This is a genomic window from Tenacibaculum sp. MAR_2010_89 (assembly GCF_900105985.1).
GTDB lineage: Bacteria > Bacteroidota > Bacteroidia > Flavobacteriales > Flavobacteriaceae > Polaribacter > Polaribacter halocynthiae.
In genome coordinates this window covers 540518-557705 of record NZ_FNUB01000004.1, presented here as the reverse complement: position 1 = coordinate 557705, position 17188 = coordinate 540518, and the positions used below count along the sequence as shown (strand labels likewise).

Annotated in this window: 12 protein-coding genes; 5 read left to right on the top strand and 7 right to left on the bottom strand. The window is 29.4% G+C overall.

The window, feature by feature from the left end; translation table 11 throughout:
- Nucleotides 1-36: 36 nt before the first annotated feature.
- The 3 genes from BLV71_RS03370 to rfbB all read left to right on the top strand — a co-directional run bounded on the left by BLV71_RS03370 (nt 37) and on the right by rfbB (nt 3249).
- Nucleotides 37-1176, top strand: a complete 1140-nt coding sequence (locus BLV71_RS03370; protein ID WP_093869168.1) for a DegT/DnrJ/EryC1/StrS family aminotransferase — start codon at nt 37-39, stop codon at nt 1174-1176.
- 128 nt (nt 1177-1304) lie between these two features.
- Complete coding sequence (gene rfbA / locus BLV71_RS03365; RefSeq protein WP_093869167.1) at nt 1305-2180, top strand: glucose-1-phosphate thymidylyltransferase RfbA; 876 nt, start codon at nt 1305-1307, stop codon at nt 2178-2180.
- A 22-nt stretch (nt 2181-2202) separates the two neighbouring features.
- Nucleotides 2203-3249, top strand: a complete 1047-nt coding sequence (rfbB, locus tag BLV71_RS03360) for a dTDP-glucose 4,6-dehydratase (RefSeq protein WP_093869166.1) — start codon at nt 2203-2205, stop codon at nt 3247-3249.
- A 31-nt stretch (nt 3250-3280) separates the two neighbouring features.
- Here rfbB and BLV71_RS03355 read toward each other — a convergent pair whose 3' ends face one another.
- The 6 genes from BLV71_RS03355 to porU form a co-directional block, all read right to left on the bottom strand.
- Complete coding sequence (locus BLV71_RS03355; protein WP_093869165.1) at nt 3281-5137, bottom strand: PBP1 and LysM peptidoglycan-binding domain-containing protein; 1857 nt, start codon at nt 5135-5137, stop codon at nt 3281-3283.
- Nucleotides 5138-5187: 50 nt separating this feature from the next.
- A complete protein-coding gene (gene guaA / locus BLV71_RS03350; RefSeq protein ID WP_093869164.1) occupies nt 5188-6723 on the bottom strand; it encodes a glutamine-hydrolyzing GMP synthase in 1536 nt (511 codons plus the stop codon).
- A 74-nt stretch (nt 6724-6797) separates the two neighbouring features.
- Nucleotides 6798-7862, bottom strand: a complete 1065-nt coding sequence (locus tag BLV71_RS03345) for a 3-oxoacyl-ACP synthase III family protein (RefSeq protein ID WP_093869163.1) — start codon at nt 7860-7862, stop codon at nt 6798-6800.
- A 117-nt stretch (nt 7863-7979) separates the two neighbouring features.
- Nucleotides 7980-8462, bottom strand: coding sequence for a cytidine deaminase (cdd, locus tag BLV71_RS03340; RefSeq protein ID WP_093869162.1), 483 nt, complete (start codon nt 8460-8462; stop codon nt 7980-7982).
- An 80-nt stretch (nt 8463-8542) separates the two neighbouring features.
- On the bottom strand, nt 8543-9616 hold the full coding sequence (gene porV, locus BLV71_RS03335) for a type IX secretion system outer membrane channel protein PorV (RefSeq protein WP_093869161.1): 1074 nt from the start codon (nt 9614-9616) through the stop codon (nt 8543-8545).
- Nucleotides 9617-9662: 46 nt separating this feature from the next.
- Nucleotides 9663-13049, bottom strand: a complete 3387-nt coding sequence (gene porU / locus BLV71_RS03330; protein WP_093869160.1) for a type IX secretion system sortase PorU — start codon at nt 13047-13049, stop codon at nt 9663-9665.
- A 203-nt stretch (nt 13050-13252) separates the two neighbouring features.
- On the opposite strand from porU, the gene gldJ reads away from it, so the two are divergent.
- Together gldJ and murF are read left to right on the top strand one after the other, a co-directional pair.
- Nucleotides 13253-14965, top strand: a complete 1713-nt coding sequence (gene gldJ, locus BLV71_RS03325) for a gliding motility lipoprotein GldJ (RefSeq protein WP_093869159.1) — start codon at nt 13253-13255, stop codon at nt 14963-14965.
- A gap of 65 nt (nt 14966-15030) precedes the next feature.
- Nucleotides 15031-16290, top strand: a complete 1260-nt coding sequence (gene murF / locus BLV71_RS03320) for a UDP-N-acetylmuramoyl-tripeptide--D-alanyl-D-alanine ligase (RefSeq protein ID WP_093869158.1) — start codon at nt 15031-15033, stop codon at nt 16288-16290.
- On the opposite strand, the gene BLV71_RS03315 is transcribed toward murF, so the two are convergent.
- A complete protein-coding gene (locus BLV71_RS03315; protein ID WP_093869157.1) occupies nt 16287-17135 on the bottom strand; it encodes an N-acetylglucosamine kinase in 849 nt (282 codons plus the stop codon). The genes murF and BLV71_RS03315 overlap by 4 nt on opposite strands.
- Between the last annotated feature and the right edge of the window lie 53 nt (nt 17136-17188).

Here is a 17188-nt window from a genome sequence, read left to right as displayed (position 1 = left end):
ACGTTTTATATATTAATATTTAATTTATCTAGTAAAATGAAAAAAGAAAAGATATGGCTTTCTAAACCACATATGGGTGGAGGAGAACAAAAATATGTTCAAGAAGCGTTTGATACAAATTGGGTCGCTCCATTAGGTCCTAATGTAAATGGTTTTGAAGATGATTTAGAAAAATATATAAAAGAACAATCTCATGTGACCTGCTTAGTTTCTGGTACTTCGGCCATTCATTTAGCACTAATTTTATCTGAAGTTGGATTAAATGATGAGGTTATTTGTCAGAGTATGACATTCTCAGCTTCCGCGAATCCTATAAAATATCAAGGTGCCAATCCTATTTTTATAGATAGTGAGAAAGACACTTGGAATATGTGCCCTATTACATTAGAAGAAGCTATTAAAGATAAAATAGCTAAAGGGAAGAAACCTAAAGCAATTATTGTAGTACATTTATATGGAATGCCTGCGAAGATGGATCAAATAGTTAATATTTCAAAAAGATATGAAATATCTCTAATTGAAGATGCCGCTGAAGCATTGGGGTCTACATATAAAGGTCAAAAATGTGGAACTTTTGGTGATTTTGGAATTTTATCTTTTAATGGAAATAAAATAATAACGACTTCGGGAGGAGGGGCGTTAGTTTGTAATACTTTAAATGATAAGAAGAAAGCTATTTTTCTTTCTACTCAAGCGCGTGATAATGCACCACATTATCAACACTCGCATGTAGGTTATAATTACCGAATGAGTAATATAGTTGCTGGGATTGGAAGAGGACAAATGGAAGTATTAGATAAACATGTTGGTTTTAGAAGAAGTAATAACCAATTTTATCAAGATATTTTTGAAAACATTGAAGGAATCACTGTACTTAAAGAACCATCTAAAGATTATTTTTCGAATCATTGGTTGAGTTCCATTATTATAGATGAAAATATAGTTGGTTTTTCTAGAGAAGATCTAAGACTTAGTTTGCTAGAAGAAAATATTGAATCTCGTCCACTATGGAAACCAATGCATCTACAGCCAATTTTTAATAAATATGATTATTATGGTAGCCATGTAGCTGAAAAGTTGTTTAATGATGGATTATGTTTGCCATCAGGATCTAACTTAACAGAAATGGATAAGGAAAGAATAGAAAAAGCAATTAATAAATTAATAAAAAAATAAAAGTAAAGAACCCAGAAAATTTTCTGGGTTCTTTACTTTTAAGTAGATATTCAATAGTATTTAATTTATAACTTAGCAAAATTGAAAAGTATCATTTTTGTACTTTTTTATAAAAATTATTGTAAGATATGAAAGGCATAATACTAGCAGGAGGATCTGGAACAAGGTTATATCCTATAACAAAAGGAGTATCAAAACAATTATTACCTGTTTATGATAAACCAATGATATATTATCCATTATCAGTATTAATGCTTGCAGGGATAAAAGAAATCTTAATAATTTCTACACCTGAAGATTTACCTAATTTCGAAAAATTATTAGGAACAGGAGAAGAGTTAGGGATTCAATTAACATATAAGGAACAACCATCACCTGATGGATTAGCTCAAGCCTTTATTTTAGGTAAAAATTTTATAGGAAACGATAATGTATGTCTAATATTAGGAGATAATATTTTTTATGGTCATGGATTACCTGAGATGTTAAAAAGTGCTATTAATAACGTAGAAAATAAAAATAAAGCTACAGTTTTTGGATATTATGTTAAGGATCCTGAACGTTATGGAGTTGCCGAGTTTGATAAAGTTGGAAATGTAACTTCTATTGAAGAAAAACCTGAAAAAGCTAAATCTAATTACGCTGTTGTTGGATTGTATTTTTACCCAAATAATGTGGTAAAAATTGCGGAAGAAGTTAAACCTTCAAAAAGAGGCGAGCTAGAAATAACCTCGGTAAATCAGAAATATTTAGAAGAGAAATCTTTGAGGGTAGAATTAATGGGACGTGGTTTCGCTTGGTTAGATACTGGAACTCATGATTCTTTAATGGAAGCAGGAAGATTTATAGAAACTATTGAGAAGCGCCAAGGTCTTAAGGTGGCCTGCTTAGAGGAAATAGCATATTATATGAAGTATATTGATGAAAATCAAGTTGAAAAGTTAGCACAGCCTTTAAAGAAAAATGAATATGGTCAATATTTATTAAATTTGCTAAAAAAATAAATAGCGTAAATATTTTATTTTAATGAAAAATATTTTGGTAACAGGAGGAGCTGGTTTTATAGGTTCTCATGTAGTTCGATTATTAGTTAATAAATATCCTAATTACAATATTATTAATTTAGATAATTTAACCTACGCTGGTAACTTAGAAAGTTTAAGAGATATAGAGAATAAACCAAATTATTCTTTTGTTAAAGCAGATATATGTGATTATGATAAGATGTGTGCTGTTTTTTCTGAATACAATATAGATAGCGTTATACATTTGGCAGCCGAATCTCATGTTGACAGATCGATTAAAGATCCATTTTTATTTGCAAAAACTAATATAATGGGAACGTTAAGTTTATTAGAAGCTGCAAAAAATATATGGAACTATGATTTTGATAATAAACTCTTTTATCATATCTCTACTGATGAAGTTTATGGAAGTTTATGTGAAAAAGGTTATTTTACTGAAAAAACTGCGTATGATCCACACTCACCATATTCAGCATCTAAAGCATCTTCAGATCATTTTGTTAGATCGTTCTCTGACACTTACGGATTACCAGTAGTTGTTTCTAATTGTTCTAATAATTATGGTTCATTTCAATTTCCAGAAAAATTAATCCCTTTGTTTATTAATAATATTTGTAAGTCAAAACCTTTACCAGTATATGGTAAAGGAGAAAATATAAGAGATTGGTTATTTGTTAATGATCATGCGAGAGCTATAGATCTAATTTTTCATAATGGAAGTAAAGGGGATACTTATAACATTGGAGGATTTAACGAATGGAAAAATATTGATTTAATTAAAGTGTTAATTAAAACAGTGGATAAATTTTTAGGTCGAAAAGAAGGTGAATCTGAAAAATTGATAACATTTGTTACTGATAGAGCTGGACATGATTATAGATATGCTATAGATTCTACAAAACTTAAAAACGAACTAGGCTGGGAACCCTCATTACAATTTGAAGAAGGTATAGAACATACGGTTAAATGGTATTTAGAGAATCAAGATTGGATAAATAATGTAACTAGCGGAGAATATCAGAAGTATTATAAAGAAATGTATAAATAAAAAAGGATGATTTTAAAATCATCCTTTTTTATTATTTAAGTCTACTTAAACTCAGGTCTTTATTGTATTTTATAATAAAGAGGCCTTTATTACTTGTTGAACCAAATAGCTTTTTGTTATAGTCAAATTTATTTTCAATTCGTAAAGAGGTTCCCTGTTTAAAAGTTTTTGTTAAGTCATTACCAGAAGCTAATCGAATTAATATATCATATGTTATATCAAATCCTTTAATAGCGTATTCAGAAGGTAAAGCATTATTTTTTCTTCTAAATTTTGTGTAGAATAGTTTTATATCATCTGAGTTTTCATCAGAAAATGAGTTAGATACATAAGTGAAATTAATGTTCGCTAATTTATTATTATCTATGTTATTATAAGAGCTATTTTTATTTGTAGTGAAAACTTGAACAGAAACTTCATCAGGTAACCCAATCATGCTATTTAAAGCATCAGCTACAGCTACTTTATCTTCTGAAGTAATAATTACCCAATTATGTTTTTGGTCGTTCATTTTATTTGTAAAACGCTCTCTTTTAATATAACCATCTTTAGGTTTTAAAATGTGAATGGCATTTATTGAATCATGCTTTTTTAGCGAAGAAAGAATACTACTTATAGTTACATTAGAATTACTTTTACCATCACCAACAATGAAAATATTTTCTCCATTATAATTGTCTTTTAAATAAGAAGTCAAATAATTAGCATAAGATAATTTATCTGGTGCTACTTTAACTATTTTAGAAGATGTTATGTTTTTTTGATTGCTTGAGTAATGAGGGAAAATAACAGGAACGCTTAATTTTTGAGCTACTTTATCTGCTTTATCATAATAAAAAGGACCTATAACTACATCAGCTGTATCTAATTCATCATTTTCTAATATTTGTGAAATATTTTCACCTCTATTTCCTGTGTCAAAGACTGAACTGTTAATTATAATACCTTGTTGTTTTAAAGAGTCAATAGCAATTTCAGCTCCCATATAAAAATCTGTTACCATATTTGCTAATCTATTGTCTTTAAAAATCTTTTTATTATTTAAAGAATCATACTCTTTAGTTTTAAAAGGAAGTAAAAACGAAAGGTTTATAGTGGCATTTTCTTGTATACTATCTTGATAAAAAAGAAACTCTTCGTTCTCTTTTACTTCGTTGATAGGTTTAATTTTTAATAATTGACCTATAGATAAATTGTTATCTATTATATCCGGATATTCAGGATTTAGTTCAATTAACTGTTTTTTTGTTATGTTGTAAAAACGAGTTAAACTAAAAATAGTTTCTTTACTTTTTACTGTATGAGTTAAATATTGTTTTAAAACTTCTTCTTTATTAATTGTTACGGTTTCCTCTATAGCTTCTACTTTAAGTATTTGACCAATGCTAAGAGTGTTATTTATTATTTCAGGAAACTCAGGATTAAGTTTACACAATTCATCTTTAGAAATGTTATAAAGTTTAGTCAACCTATATATCGTTTCTCCAGGTTTTACTTCGTGTGTTTTGTAGCTTTTAACAACTGTAGTTTGGAATACATCTGTATCGTTGTTCTCACTGTTCTGATTTTCTTGTTCATTATTTGTAGTAGTTTCAGTTTCGTCAGGTTTAACGTCTTCAACTACAGCATAGTCTTTTTTTGAATCAGATGAAGAATTATTAGTTTTAATTTTAGGATTAGGTATAACAATAATGGTATTAGCATTAGGTTTTCTACCAACATCAGGATTTAATCTAAGTAAATCTTTAGTCTTCATGTCTAAACGATTGGCTACATCTCTCATAGTTTCTCCCTCTTGGATTTTATAAGATACATAACGTTTTTGTTGCCCGCATGAAATGGTAAATGACAATATACCGATTAAAATTAAAAATTGTAATTTCTTCATCTGCTTCTATATTCTAATGTGTGTTTTTCGAGTGTTTTTATAAATAAACGTTATTCCCACTCAATTGTTGCAGGTGGTTTAGAGCTAATATCGTAAACAACTCTATTAACACCTTTTACATTATTTATTATTTTATTTGATATTTTTTGCAAAAATTCATAAGGTAAATTAACCCAGTCAGCAGTCATACCGTCTGTGCTTTCTACTGCTCTAAGCGCTACAACCTTCTCATAAGTACGCTCATCTCCCATAACACCTACTGAATTAACAGGTAATAATATAGCTCCAGCTTGCCAAACCTTATCATACAATCCATGTTCTTTTAAACCGTTAATAAACACAGCGTCAACTTCTTGTAATATACGTACTTTTTCAGCAGTAATATCACCTAAAATACGAATAGCTAAACCAGGTCCAGGAAAAGGGTGTCTACCTAATAAATCTTTATCTATTCCCATAGAAGCACCAACACGACGAACTTCATCTTTAAAAATCATACGTAAAGGCTCTACTACTTTAAGTTTCATAAAGTCAGGTAGACCTCCAACATTATGATGACTTTTAATAGTTGCAGAAGGACCACCATTTACTGATACAGATTCTATTACATCTGGATAAATAGTTCCTTGTGCTAACCATTTAGCATTTTCAATTTGATTTGCTTCATCATCAAAAACATCAATAAAAACTTTACCGATAGCTTTTCTTTTTGCTTCAGGGTCAGATAATCCAGCTAAAGCACCCAAAAAACGTGCCGAAGCATCAACTCCTTTTACATTTAACCCCATTCCTTCGTATTGTTTCAATACATCGGTAAATTCATTTTTACGTAGTAATCCATTGTTTACGAATATACAATGTAAGTTACTTCCAATTGCTTTATGTAATAATACAGCAGCTACTGTAGAATCTACACCACCAGATAAACCTAATACAACTTTATCATTACCAATTTTTTCTTTTAGACCAGATACAGTTTCATCAACAAAAGAAGCTGGTGTCCATGTTTGTGCTACGCCAGCAATTGAAACTAAAAAATTTTGTAATAATTGTTTTCCATCGGTTGAATGGTAAACTTCAGGATGAAATTGAATAGCATATGTAGTTTCACCTTCTATTTTATAAGCTGCATTTTCTACATCATGAGTACTAGCTAATAATATTCCGTTTGTTGGTAATACTTTAATAGTGTCTGAATGACTCATCCAAACTTGACTTCCTTCAGAAATATTAGAAAAGAATTCCTCTCCTTCTTTAATAAACGAAAGGTTGGCTCTACCGTATTCTCGAGTATTAGAAGGAGCTACTAAACCTCCAGAGAAATGAGCTAAGTATTGAGCTCCATAACAAACCGATAATAAAGGTTTTTTACCTCTAATTTCTGATAAATCTGGATGTGGTGCTTCATCTGAACGAACAGAAGAAGGGCTTCCAGAAAGGATTACAGCCTTAAAGTCGTTTAAATTTTGAGGTATTTTGTTATAGGGATGAATTTCACAGTAAATGTTTAATTCTCTTACACGGCGGGCAATTAACTGAGTATATTGCGAACCGAAATCTAAAATAAGTACATTGTGTTGTTGCATCCGCAAAAATAATATTTAGATTTTAGATTTGCGATATTTAGTGATGTATTTTTTACCTCTATTTTTAATTTTGTTTAGTACTTATAAACGATAGCATTTATATTCATTCCAGAACCTACAGATGCTAGCATAATAACGTCTCCTTTTTCAATATATTGATTTTCTATTTCACCTTTTAAAACTAAATTTAATAAGGTTGGAACGGTTGCAACCGAGCTATTACCTAATTTATGAATACTCATAGGCATAATTCCTTCAGGTACTGGTTTGTTATAGAGTCTATAAAAACGTTTTATAATTGCTTCATCCATTTTTTCATTAGCTTGGTGGATAAAAACTTTTTTAAGCTGATTTATTTTAATATCACTTTTGTCTAAAGCGGCTTTCATTGCATTAGGTACATTGTTAAGCGCAAATTCATAAATTTTACGCCCATGCATTTTCATATAATTTATATCGCTATTAGTATCTTTATTATAAGAACGATCAAAAAATAAATAATAGGCCTCATCTTTAGTGAAAGTTTGAGAGGCATGACTTAAAATACCAGAGCTGTTATTTTCTGAACCTTCAATAATACATGCACCGGCTCCGTCACTATAAATCATACTATCTCTATCATGTTCATCTATTACTCTTGATAAAGTTTCAGCACCAATAACTAAAACTTTTTTTGCTATTTTAGACTGTATAAAAGATTGAGCTTGAATTACCCCTTGTATCCAGCCAGGACATCCAAATAATATATCATAAGCTACACAGTTTGGATTTTCTATTTTTAATAAATGTTTTACACGAGTTGCTAAACTAGGTAAAAGGTCACTTTGACTACTATTTGGTTTAACATTTCCAAAATTATGAGCGAAAATAATATAGTCTATTTCTTCAGGGTTAATTTTAGCGTCTTCAATTGCTTTTTGAGCAGCTAAAAAACCTAAGTCAGATGTGTTTAGTTCTTTTTTTGCATATCGCCTTTCTTCTATTCCAGTAATAGCCTTAAATTTTTCAATAATTACTTCATTGGTATCTTTAATAGGAGTACCATCAACATTTAAAAAATTAGTATCAGTAAATTGAACATTTTTTTTGGTAATGCTAGGTATGTATGCTCCTGTACCAGTAATTATTACATTGGTCATATTGAAAGATATGTTTTATAGAAATTACTACAAAGAAAACATTTTATCTTACTTTACGGTTGTTATTGAAAGATATTTTAAGTTTTTTACGATTTTAATAAAAATAGATATTGAAAATTATAGATATGAGCTATCAAAAGAAAATGGTAATAGAGATAATAACGATTCTGTTTTTACAATAGCGCCTGTTTCTCCAGTAAATAAAATTTCTATAGGTTGTTTTTGATTAATTTCATATTCTGACAACGTTTGTCTACACGCTCCACAAGGGCCAACTGGTTTATTAACTTTGGTAATACTTGAGGCTGCAGTAATAGCTATTTTTTTAACTATCATATTTGGATATTCAGAACCAGCTTTCCATATAGCAACTCTTTCAGCACACATCCCTGACGGGTAAGCGGCACTTTCTTGATTGTTACCTGTTATTATTTTATCGTTATCGAGTAATATAGCAGCTCCAACATTAAATTTTGAATAAGGAGCATAAGCTTTTTTACGTGCTTCTATTGCTTTTTGTAGTAACGAAGCATCTTCTTCTGATAATTGAGAAATAGTATCAAAAATAGTAGCAGTAGAAGAAATATCTATTTTTTTCATATTTTATTTGAGTCAAAAAAAGCTGTCTTATGAAGACAGCTTATATATTTTATACGAAATTACTAAAAAAAAACTGAGTTTTAATAGTCGTCATATATTTCACCTAAATCAAATGATAAAGAGAAACGTAATGTGTTTTCTAAAGGGTTATTAACATCAGAAGCATTCATCAAATATGAAAGATCTAATGAAAAAGCTTTGGCTTTAAAACCAGCTCCCATTGTAAAGTATTGACGTTGCCCTTTTTCTTCACTTTCATGAAAATAACCAGCTCTTAAAGCAAAAGCTTTATTATACAAATACTCAGCTCCTAAAGCCCAAGTCACCTCTTTTAATTCTTCACTAAAACTTCTATCACCTAATGAGGTGAACATTCCTTCAAACCAACCTCTAGTCGAGTTAGGACTTGTTGGAACTAATAACTTTGTTACCTCAAAATTTAATCCTAATAAATTGTAGTCATCAAAGATGAAGTCAAAACCACCACCTAACTTGAAATTGGTAGGGATAAAACTTTGAACACCATCTGTATACTCTACTTTTGGACCAATATTAGCAACATTAACTCCTAAACGATAACGCCCGTTAAAACTACCATAATTTTCTTCTTCTGAACGATAGTATGCAGATACATCTACAGCAAAAGAGTTTACAACTTTTAAATTGCTAGAAACATCTAGGTTTGAGTTTATGTACTTTAAACCAACTCCCATAGAAAATGTTTCACTAAGTTTAAGAGAATAGATACCTGTAATTGCAAATTCACTAGGGTTTATTGAACCTAATGAACCACCTGATAAATCAGTTAATTCAATTTTACCTAAAGAAAAGTATTTTACATCTACACCCCAAGCGGCATTTTCTTTAAATCTGTTAACATAAGAAAGATTACCAGCAAAAATATCATCAGTTAAATTTCTAAGCCAAGGAGTATAGTTTAAACCAATACTTATTTGATTTTCATTAAATGCTGTTTTTGCTGCATTATGAAAAATAGAAAATGCATCGGATGATGTAGCTACACCAATATCTCCCATACCACCTGCACGTGCATCTGAGGTTATTAATAAAAATGGAGTTGCTGTAGTTATACCTTGAGCTTGTGCTTTGAAAGCAACGGCTAAAAATAATAGAAGGATAGTTAATTTTTTCATTTATAGTTTAATTGTTGATATTGCAAATATATAATTTTAGTATTTATTAAAGTATTACTAATTTTTCGTATTTTTCTGATACTATATTTGTTACGGTTGATTTAACTTTTAGTTTATAAACATAAACACCTTTACCTAATTTGTTACCAAAATCATCTAACCCATTCCATGTTATATTTCTTGATAAATTACCTGTTGTTTGAGAAAGCTTGTTAATTGATTTAACTAGTTTTCCTGAAACTGTAAATATTTGAACTTGAACCTCTAGTGGCTCATTGGGTTTGTTGTGGTTAAACCAAAACTCCGTATAATTAACAAATGGATTAGGATAGTTTAAAACATTAGTTAAGGTAAGTCCAGCATCATTTACAACCACAAAGTTTAACGTAGTCTCAGATGAATTATTGTAAGTGTCCCACGCTTTTATTTTTAAAGTATGTGGTCCTGTAGATAGATTTCTAAGTTTGTAAGAAACTTTACCTTTTGTAAAGTCATCTAATTCGGTTTGGTAGTAGTCGTTTAAAACAAATGGTTCAGACTCATTTCCGTCTAAAATGGCAACAATATCATGATCTACAGCAGTGATAGATGTATTTATCCCACTTATATCTGAAAGTTTTATAATTAAATTAGGAGAAGCATTTGTGTTTCCTCCATCAATAAAAGATTCATCATTCATAAATGATTGTAGTTCAGGTCCAGTAGTGTCTTCAGGGGCATTTTGATTTATTCCACCAACAGTTACATCAAAGTTAGCACCTCCTTTATCGGTACTATTATCATTAGCATACATGCTTATTTTTCCTTTTCCATAGGCTATTTTAATATCCTTAGGAACGATAAATTCAAATTTAAAACGACCGTTTTTTACTGATGATTTCCCTCTAAATAGTTTACTTTCTTGTGAGTCAAAAGTGTTAATGACACCAAATCCATCATTATCTAAAGTTTGTTTGTTTATCGATTTATCAAATATAACAGTTGATAATACTCCATTGAAATTAGATAAAATAGTATTTGAATTATTAGTAACAACACCTTCAAACGAAACTTTAGATAAGGCTTTTAAAGTGTCTATAGAACTAGTAATGTCTTTATCGTTCATTTTTGTTATTCTCACATTAGGCTTTGGAATCGCTAATTTCATAGCAGGATCACCAAAAAAGTATATGAAAAACTTTTGGTTACTGGATGTAGTATTTTTAGCTTTTATTAAGTTTTGAGCAATAGAGCTGTTAGAATTATCAAAACTTAGTACATGTTTAGTAAGTTCTTTGTTAAATTGTTCCCCTAAAGAAATAAAAACATCTCGAGTAGTAGTAATCATACTTACAGCACCACCATTTTTATTTAAAAATAGTTTTTCTCCAGCAGTATCTCTTAAAGGATTGTCAAATCTTGAAAATTCACAAGTAACAGTAATAAATAGAGGTAATTTTTTTAGATTATTTAAAGCTTCAATTTGTGGGATTTCTAAAAGACGTTCATCAGCTAAACCATCTTCACCTCCATGTCCAAAATAATCAAATACAAGTGTTCCATTTTCAATAGTGTTACTAACTGCATTTTTTACTTGAGGATAACGTTCACCACCTGATGAGTTTTCTTGTTTAAAAGCATCGGCATATAATTTATTAATATTGAAAAAAGGTTTATACTTCTTTATGGAGTCAGCGACCTCTTCCAAGCCTGATTGTAAGGTTTTATCTGCATCTTGATCAATGTCATCTGCAAGTAATGTAATTGTATTTCGCCAATCACCAAAAGAGTCAGTATTGTAATAACTTAAAATTTTATCAATAACATTTTTTGCTTCTTGAATAGTTGTTACTGGTATTCTTCCAGTTGCTATTTCAACAGTATCGGAAATTAACATTTCACCATCGTTAGGCTCTAGCATTACATAATAATCGTCAGTAACAAAAGAAGATACTAAGTCGAAACTTTGAGTAGCATGAAAAGTAGGAACTATATTATTATTGTTGTTAATTCTATTTTTATAATCATATGAAGAATCTCCAAAAAAACATACATATGTTAATTTCTTATTTATTGATGAATTGTCGTATAGGTATTTAATAAAATCTCTAATTCCTGTTATATCTGGTGAGCCTGAAGAAAATTCATTATATATTTTGTTAAGGGGAACAACTTTACTTGATAAATTTGAATTATTAGTGTGATAATCAGCAAGTCTTTGTGCTTCATTCAATAAATTATTATTTGTTATAATTAGATATTGAATGTCTTTTAAAGCATGCAAATTTTGATTTTCAATATTGAAGTTTTCTTCTATTTTTGGTTCATATGCATTAGAAGTATTTACTAAAACAAATTCTTCTAAAGTGCCTCCGTTAGCCTTAAAAATAAACGAATTCCCAGTGGCTATATTTTCAATATTCTCAGGAGAAGTATGATTTGTAACGTTCCAAAGAAAGTTTATATTACTTGAGTTTTGAATTTGATATTCTATAATACCAGTTGTATTACTAGCCTCAAAACTTCTGAAAGAAAATTGTTTATTGTCAGCTTTTAATTCTTTTTTTCCAATGATTTCAATATAATCTAAATATGCTTTAGCTGATGGTAAACCATTGTTATTGTAGTTTATAGAGATGTCTATTATATTGTTAGAGTTACTTTTTATAATGCCTTGACCTGTTCTTTGCATGGCAAGTGAGCTAATACTTGAACTAGAAACAGGAGGGAAGTTTAATGTTGTTAAGTTACTGCTATTAGCAGTTATTGTCATTGAAGAGTTTAACGAAGAAATAGTTACTGCACTAACATTTATTGTTATATCGCTATTTGGAAGTTGATTTTGGAAAGGAATTTTAAAGTTCTGTGTGTTTTCAAAACTAAAATCTTCACCAAACCATTTTCTACCTACTGCAAAAAGGTTTTTCTCTTCTTTTTCGTAAAAAGTATAATCATCAAAAGCCGTAATTGTTTTAATACTGGCAGATGTTGGTTGCGCTTTATTATTTATTCTTTTACCATTTGCATTTCCTATGGTTAGAAAATAATAAGACTTATCGGTATATATGTTTTTTTGATGAGAAGCGGAAGAAGTTATAGGGTCAGTTAGCCATCCATCAGGACCTTTACCATAAAATAAGATATAATCATCATTGTTAAAGATACCGTCATTTTCACCATGAACATAAATACTGTTTTCTTGTAAATCATTATAACGTGTAGCATTATTTTTTTGAGGAAGCATATTGCCACCGTTTCCAAAAATTTTTATATATTTAGGATTAACAGAATTAGGATTAATTCCGAGTTGATTTAAAAAGTTAGCGTCAATTTTAAAAACCCCTGTGGTATCTATTGAAAATTTATACCAAGTTCCTTCAGATAATACTGATTTTGACTGACTAAATCCCCAAACAGAGAAAAGTAAACAAAAAAGAAATATATTTTTTTTCATAATTCGTTACAAAATAACGAATTTTAATGTTACTTATTTTAATCTTTTTCTTAGTTTCGTAATAATAAAGTTTAAAAAGTGTCGTTTGAAGACTAGCAATGACAATGTTTCTAACCAATTTATTTTTAAAAGATAAGTAAATTTTCTTGTTAGAAGTTATAAATATTGTAAATTGCCACACCCTTAAAAATAGTTAAAAATACATGAAAAGTACGTTAAAATTATTTAGTTTATTACTAATCATTGGATTGTTTATTACCTCTTGTAGTAGTAGAAGAGGTGGTGGTTCAGGTCAGTCTTCCCTAACTGGATGGAACTTTAACGATCCTAATTACGGTGGTTACCTTAAAGGAAAGTATAAAGAAGGAAACAATGCTCCTCCAGGAATGGTTCATATAGAAGGTGGTACCTTTACTATGGGATTGGTGCAAGATGATGTAATGTTTGATTGGAATACTACACCAAGACAAATGCATGTGCGTTCATTTTATATGGATGAAACTGAAGTAACAAATTCAGAATATGGATTGTTTATGCAGTATACAAAAGATATATTTCCTCCAGAAGAAAATCAATATAAACATATTTATACTTCTATTTTACCTGATACTCTAGTATGGAGAAAAGGATTAGGGAATACAAATTTATTATCTGAAAGTTATTTAAGACACCCATCTTATGCTGAATACCCAGTTGTTGGTGTTAGCTGGATTCAAGCAAATAAATATTGTAAATGGCGTACAAACGCTGTTAACTTAAAGATCTTAATGGATAAAGGAATTATTAAAAATATTTTTAAAGAAGATTCTTTATCTTTTAAAGGAAAAAATAATTTTGATACAGATACTTATTTAACAAACCCTTATGCATTGTTCGAAGGAGATTCAACAATTTATAAAAAAGGTTTACCTGTTCCAAGAAAAAAAGGTGACCCAAAACCTGCAAAAGGTGCTTTTTCTGGTAGACAAGTAACTTCAACTGACGGTATTTTAGCTCAAAAATTTAGATTACCAACTGAAGTTGAATGGGAATATGCAGCAAAAGCTATTTTTGAAAATAGAGAATACAACAATGTAAGAGGTAGAAAAAAGTATGCTTGGAACGGTAAGTACACTAGAGATAGAAATAAAAGACAAAGAGGTGACCAATTAGCCAACTTTAAACAAGGTAAAGGAAACTATAGTGGTATTGCTGGATGGAGTAGTGATGGATCTGATATTCCTAATGCTGTAAGAAGTTACCCTCCAAATGCTTTTGGATTATACGATATGTCTGGTAACGTTGCTGAATGGGTTTCTGATGTTTATAGACCAATAATTGATGCAGAAGCAAATGATTTTAATTATTTTAGAGGTAATATTTTTACTAAGAAACTAATAAATGAAGATGGTAAAGTAGTTATTGTTGGAGATGAATTAGGTGAGGTTGAATATGATACTTTAGAGAGTGGAAGAATAATACCAAAAGATTTACCTGGTAGTGTTAAGTATATTCCAATTACTAAAGAAGATACTTACATGAGAAGAAATTATAATTTAGCTGATAATTCTAATCTAGGAGATGGAGATCAAGCTTCTTCAAAATTTTTCAACTTAGACAAAGATCAATTAACAGGTACTCCTAGAATGTATAATTCGCCTACTAAACCAGAAGAAGAAAAGGATTCTTTAGGTAGAGTTGTAAATAACTTTAAGTATGATGCTAAAAGAAGAACAACTTTAATTAGTGATAAATCAAGAGTATTTAAAGGTGGTTCATGGGCTGATAGAGAGTATTGGTTAGATCCAGCTCAAAGAAGATACTTCCCAGAGTATATGGCTACAAATTATATAGGATTTAGGTGTGCTACTGATAAAATGGGGCCAATGATGATGAACAGAAAGAAGACTGCAACACCAAGATATAAAAATAAATAAACAAATTTTTAAATTTAAAGTAAGTAAACCTCATTGATTTCAATGAGGTTTATTATTTTTAATCTATGAATACAGTTAAGGACTTATATAAATTATATACTAAAAATTTTTTAGTAGATACAGATACAAGATCAATTAGAAAGGGAACCATTTTTTTTGCTTTAAAAGGAGATAATTTCAATGGGAATAAATTTGCTGAAGAAGCTTTAAGTAAAGGGGCTGATTATGCAATAGTAGATGAAAAGGAATACCTAACTGATGATTCTATAATTTTAGTTACTAATGTTTTAGAAACTTTACAAGAATTAGGAAGATATCATAGAGAACAGTTAAAGATACCAATAGTAGGGTTAACAGGAAGTAACGGTAAAACAACAACTAAAGAATTAATTACTGCTGTACTTAATCAGAAATACAATGTTACAGCAACTAAAGGTAATTTAAACAATCATATTGGTGTTCCCTTAACATTACTCTCAATGAATTTAAATACTGAGATAGGTGTTGTTGAAATGGGAGCAAACAATCATAATGAGATTGCTTCTTTATCTGAAATTTCAAGACCAGATTATGGTTATATTACAAATTTTGGAAAAGCTCATTTAGAAGGTTTTGGTTCTATTGATGGTGTTGTTAAAGCTAAATCAGAGTTGTATGACTTTTTAAAAGTAAATAATAAGATAGCTATCGTTAACCCAAATGATGAAAAACAACTAGATAAAACAACTAATATAAAAAGAGTCTTATTTAATAGTTCAATTAATTTTTTGAAAGCATCCCCTTTTGTTGAGTTAGAGTTTAATGATATATTTATTAAAAGTAATTTAATTGGAAAGTATAATTTCTCAAATATTTCAGCAGCAATTACTATTGGTGAACTTTTAGGGGTTTCTAGTTTAAATATAAAAAAGGCGCTAGAAAATTATATACCTTCAAATAACAGATCTCAAATCATTAATAAAAAAGGGTTTAAAATTATATTAGATGCATATAATGCAAACCCTACTAGTATGGAATATGCTTTGGATAGTTTTAATGAATTAGTAGGAAGTGAAAAATTAGTTATTCTAGGAGATATGTTTGAACTTGGAGACGGTGCTTTAAAGGAGCATCAGTTAATTGCCAATAAAGCTGAGGGGTTTAGTTTTGCAAAAACAATTTTAGTAGGAGAAAACTTCTTTGATGTAACTACAAATTTAGATAGGTTTAAAACTTTTTTAGAGTTAAAAGAGTTCATTAAAAGTGAAACAATAAGCGAGGGTACCATTATTTTTATAAAAGGATCTAGAGGGATGGCATTAGAAAGAATAGTTGATTTTCTCTAATAATTTTCTTTATGATAGTCAATTAACCCATCTATTGGTCTTTGAATAACGTTTTTAATTAGCATGCTGTTTTTTAAAGCTATTTCTTGTAATATATCTTGGAAAAAATAAGCAATTGACCCAATAAAAAACAAAGGAACTGAAACAGGTTTGTTATATTGTTTTATATGTAAATGAAAGAACTTCTTAAATCCCTTCCTAACAAGTTTTCTCACATATTTTTCATTTTTATTTTCTATTAAAAACTTAGCAAAAGTTGCTAAATACATGTTTGGGTTTTCTTTCTTGTATAAGTTAAGTTTTATGTCGTCAGGATTTAAATTAAAATCGCTATTAAATTGAAAAGTTATTTTTTTAGGCATTTTTTTATAAAAGAAATCTTTAAGTAATTTTTTCCCAAAATAATTACCACTAGCTTCATCCATAATAGAATATCCAAGAGAAGGAGAGGAGTATTCAGTTTTTAATCCATTAAAATAACAACTGTTAGAACCAGTTCCTAAAATAGAAACAATAGCTTCTTGTTTTCCAGCAGAAGCATATACTGCTCCTAGTATATCTTCATCTACTGTTATATTCGCTTTGCGAAAAATTGAGTTTAAAACTTCATTTAAATGTTTTTTTGGAGTTTCAGTTCCACAACCAGCTCCATAAAAATAGATATACTCAATATAGTTTGCATGAATATTTAACTTTTCAGAATTGATTATTCTGGAATGTAATTCGTTTGCTGAAACAACATTTGGGTTTAATCCTTGAGTTTGAGTTCTAAAAATTTCATTTTTATTTTCATCTATACATGCCCAATCAACTTTTGTTGAACCACCATCAGCAATTAAAATCATATTTAATGTTTTTTCAAATATAAATGAACGATATATTTTGAACAAAAATTTGT

Bases quoted from the DNA above. Each gene is read 5' to 3' on its own strand.
- BLV71_RS03370 (WP_093869168.1), top strand. From the start codon at position 37: ATGAAAAAAGAAAAGATATGGCTTTCTAAACCACATATGGGTGGAGGA.
- rfbA (WP_093869167.1), top strand. From the start codon at position 1,305: ATGAAAGGCATAATACTAGCAGGAGGATCTGGAACAAGGTTATATCCT.
- rfbB (WP_093869166.1), top strand. From the start codon at position 2,203: ATGAAAAATATTTTGGTAACAGGAGGAGCTGGTTTTATAGGTTCTCAT.
- BLV71_RS03355 (WP_093869165.1), bottom strand. From the start codon at position 5,137: ATGAAGAAATTACAATTTTTAATTTTAATCGGTATATTGTCATTTACC.
- guaA (WP_093869164.1), bottom strand. From the start codon at position 6,723: ATGCAACAACACAATGTACTTATTTTAGATTTCGGTTCGCAATATACT.
- BLV71_RS03345 (WP_093869163.1), bottom strand. From the start codon at position 7,862: ATGACCAATGTAATAATTACTGGTACAGGAGCATACATACCTAGCATT.
- cdd (WP_093869162.1), bottom strand. From the start codon at position 8,462: ATGAAAAAAATAGATATTTCTTCTACTGCTACTATTTTTGATACTATT.
- porV (WP_093869161.1), bottom strand. From the start codon at position 9,616: ATGAAAAAATTAACTATCCTTCTATTATTTTTAGCCGTTGCTTTCAAA.
- porU (WP_093869160.1), bottom strand. From the start codon at position 13,049: ATGAAAAAAAATATATTTCTTTTTTGTTTACTTTTCTCTGTTTGGGGA.
- gldJ (WP_093869159.1), top strand. From the start codon at position 13,253: ATGAAAAGTACGTTAAAATTATTTAGTTTATTACTAATCATTGGATTG.
- murF (WP_093869158.1), top strand. From the start codon at position 15,031: ATGAATACAGTTAAGGACTTATATAAATTATATACTAAAAATTTTTTA.
- BLV71_RS03315 (WP_093869157.1), bottom strand. From the start codon at position 17,135: ATGATTTTAATTGCTGATGGTGGTTCAACAAAAGTTGATTGGGCATGT.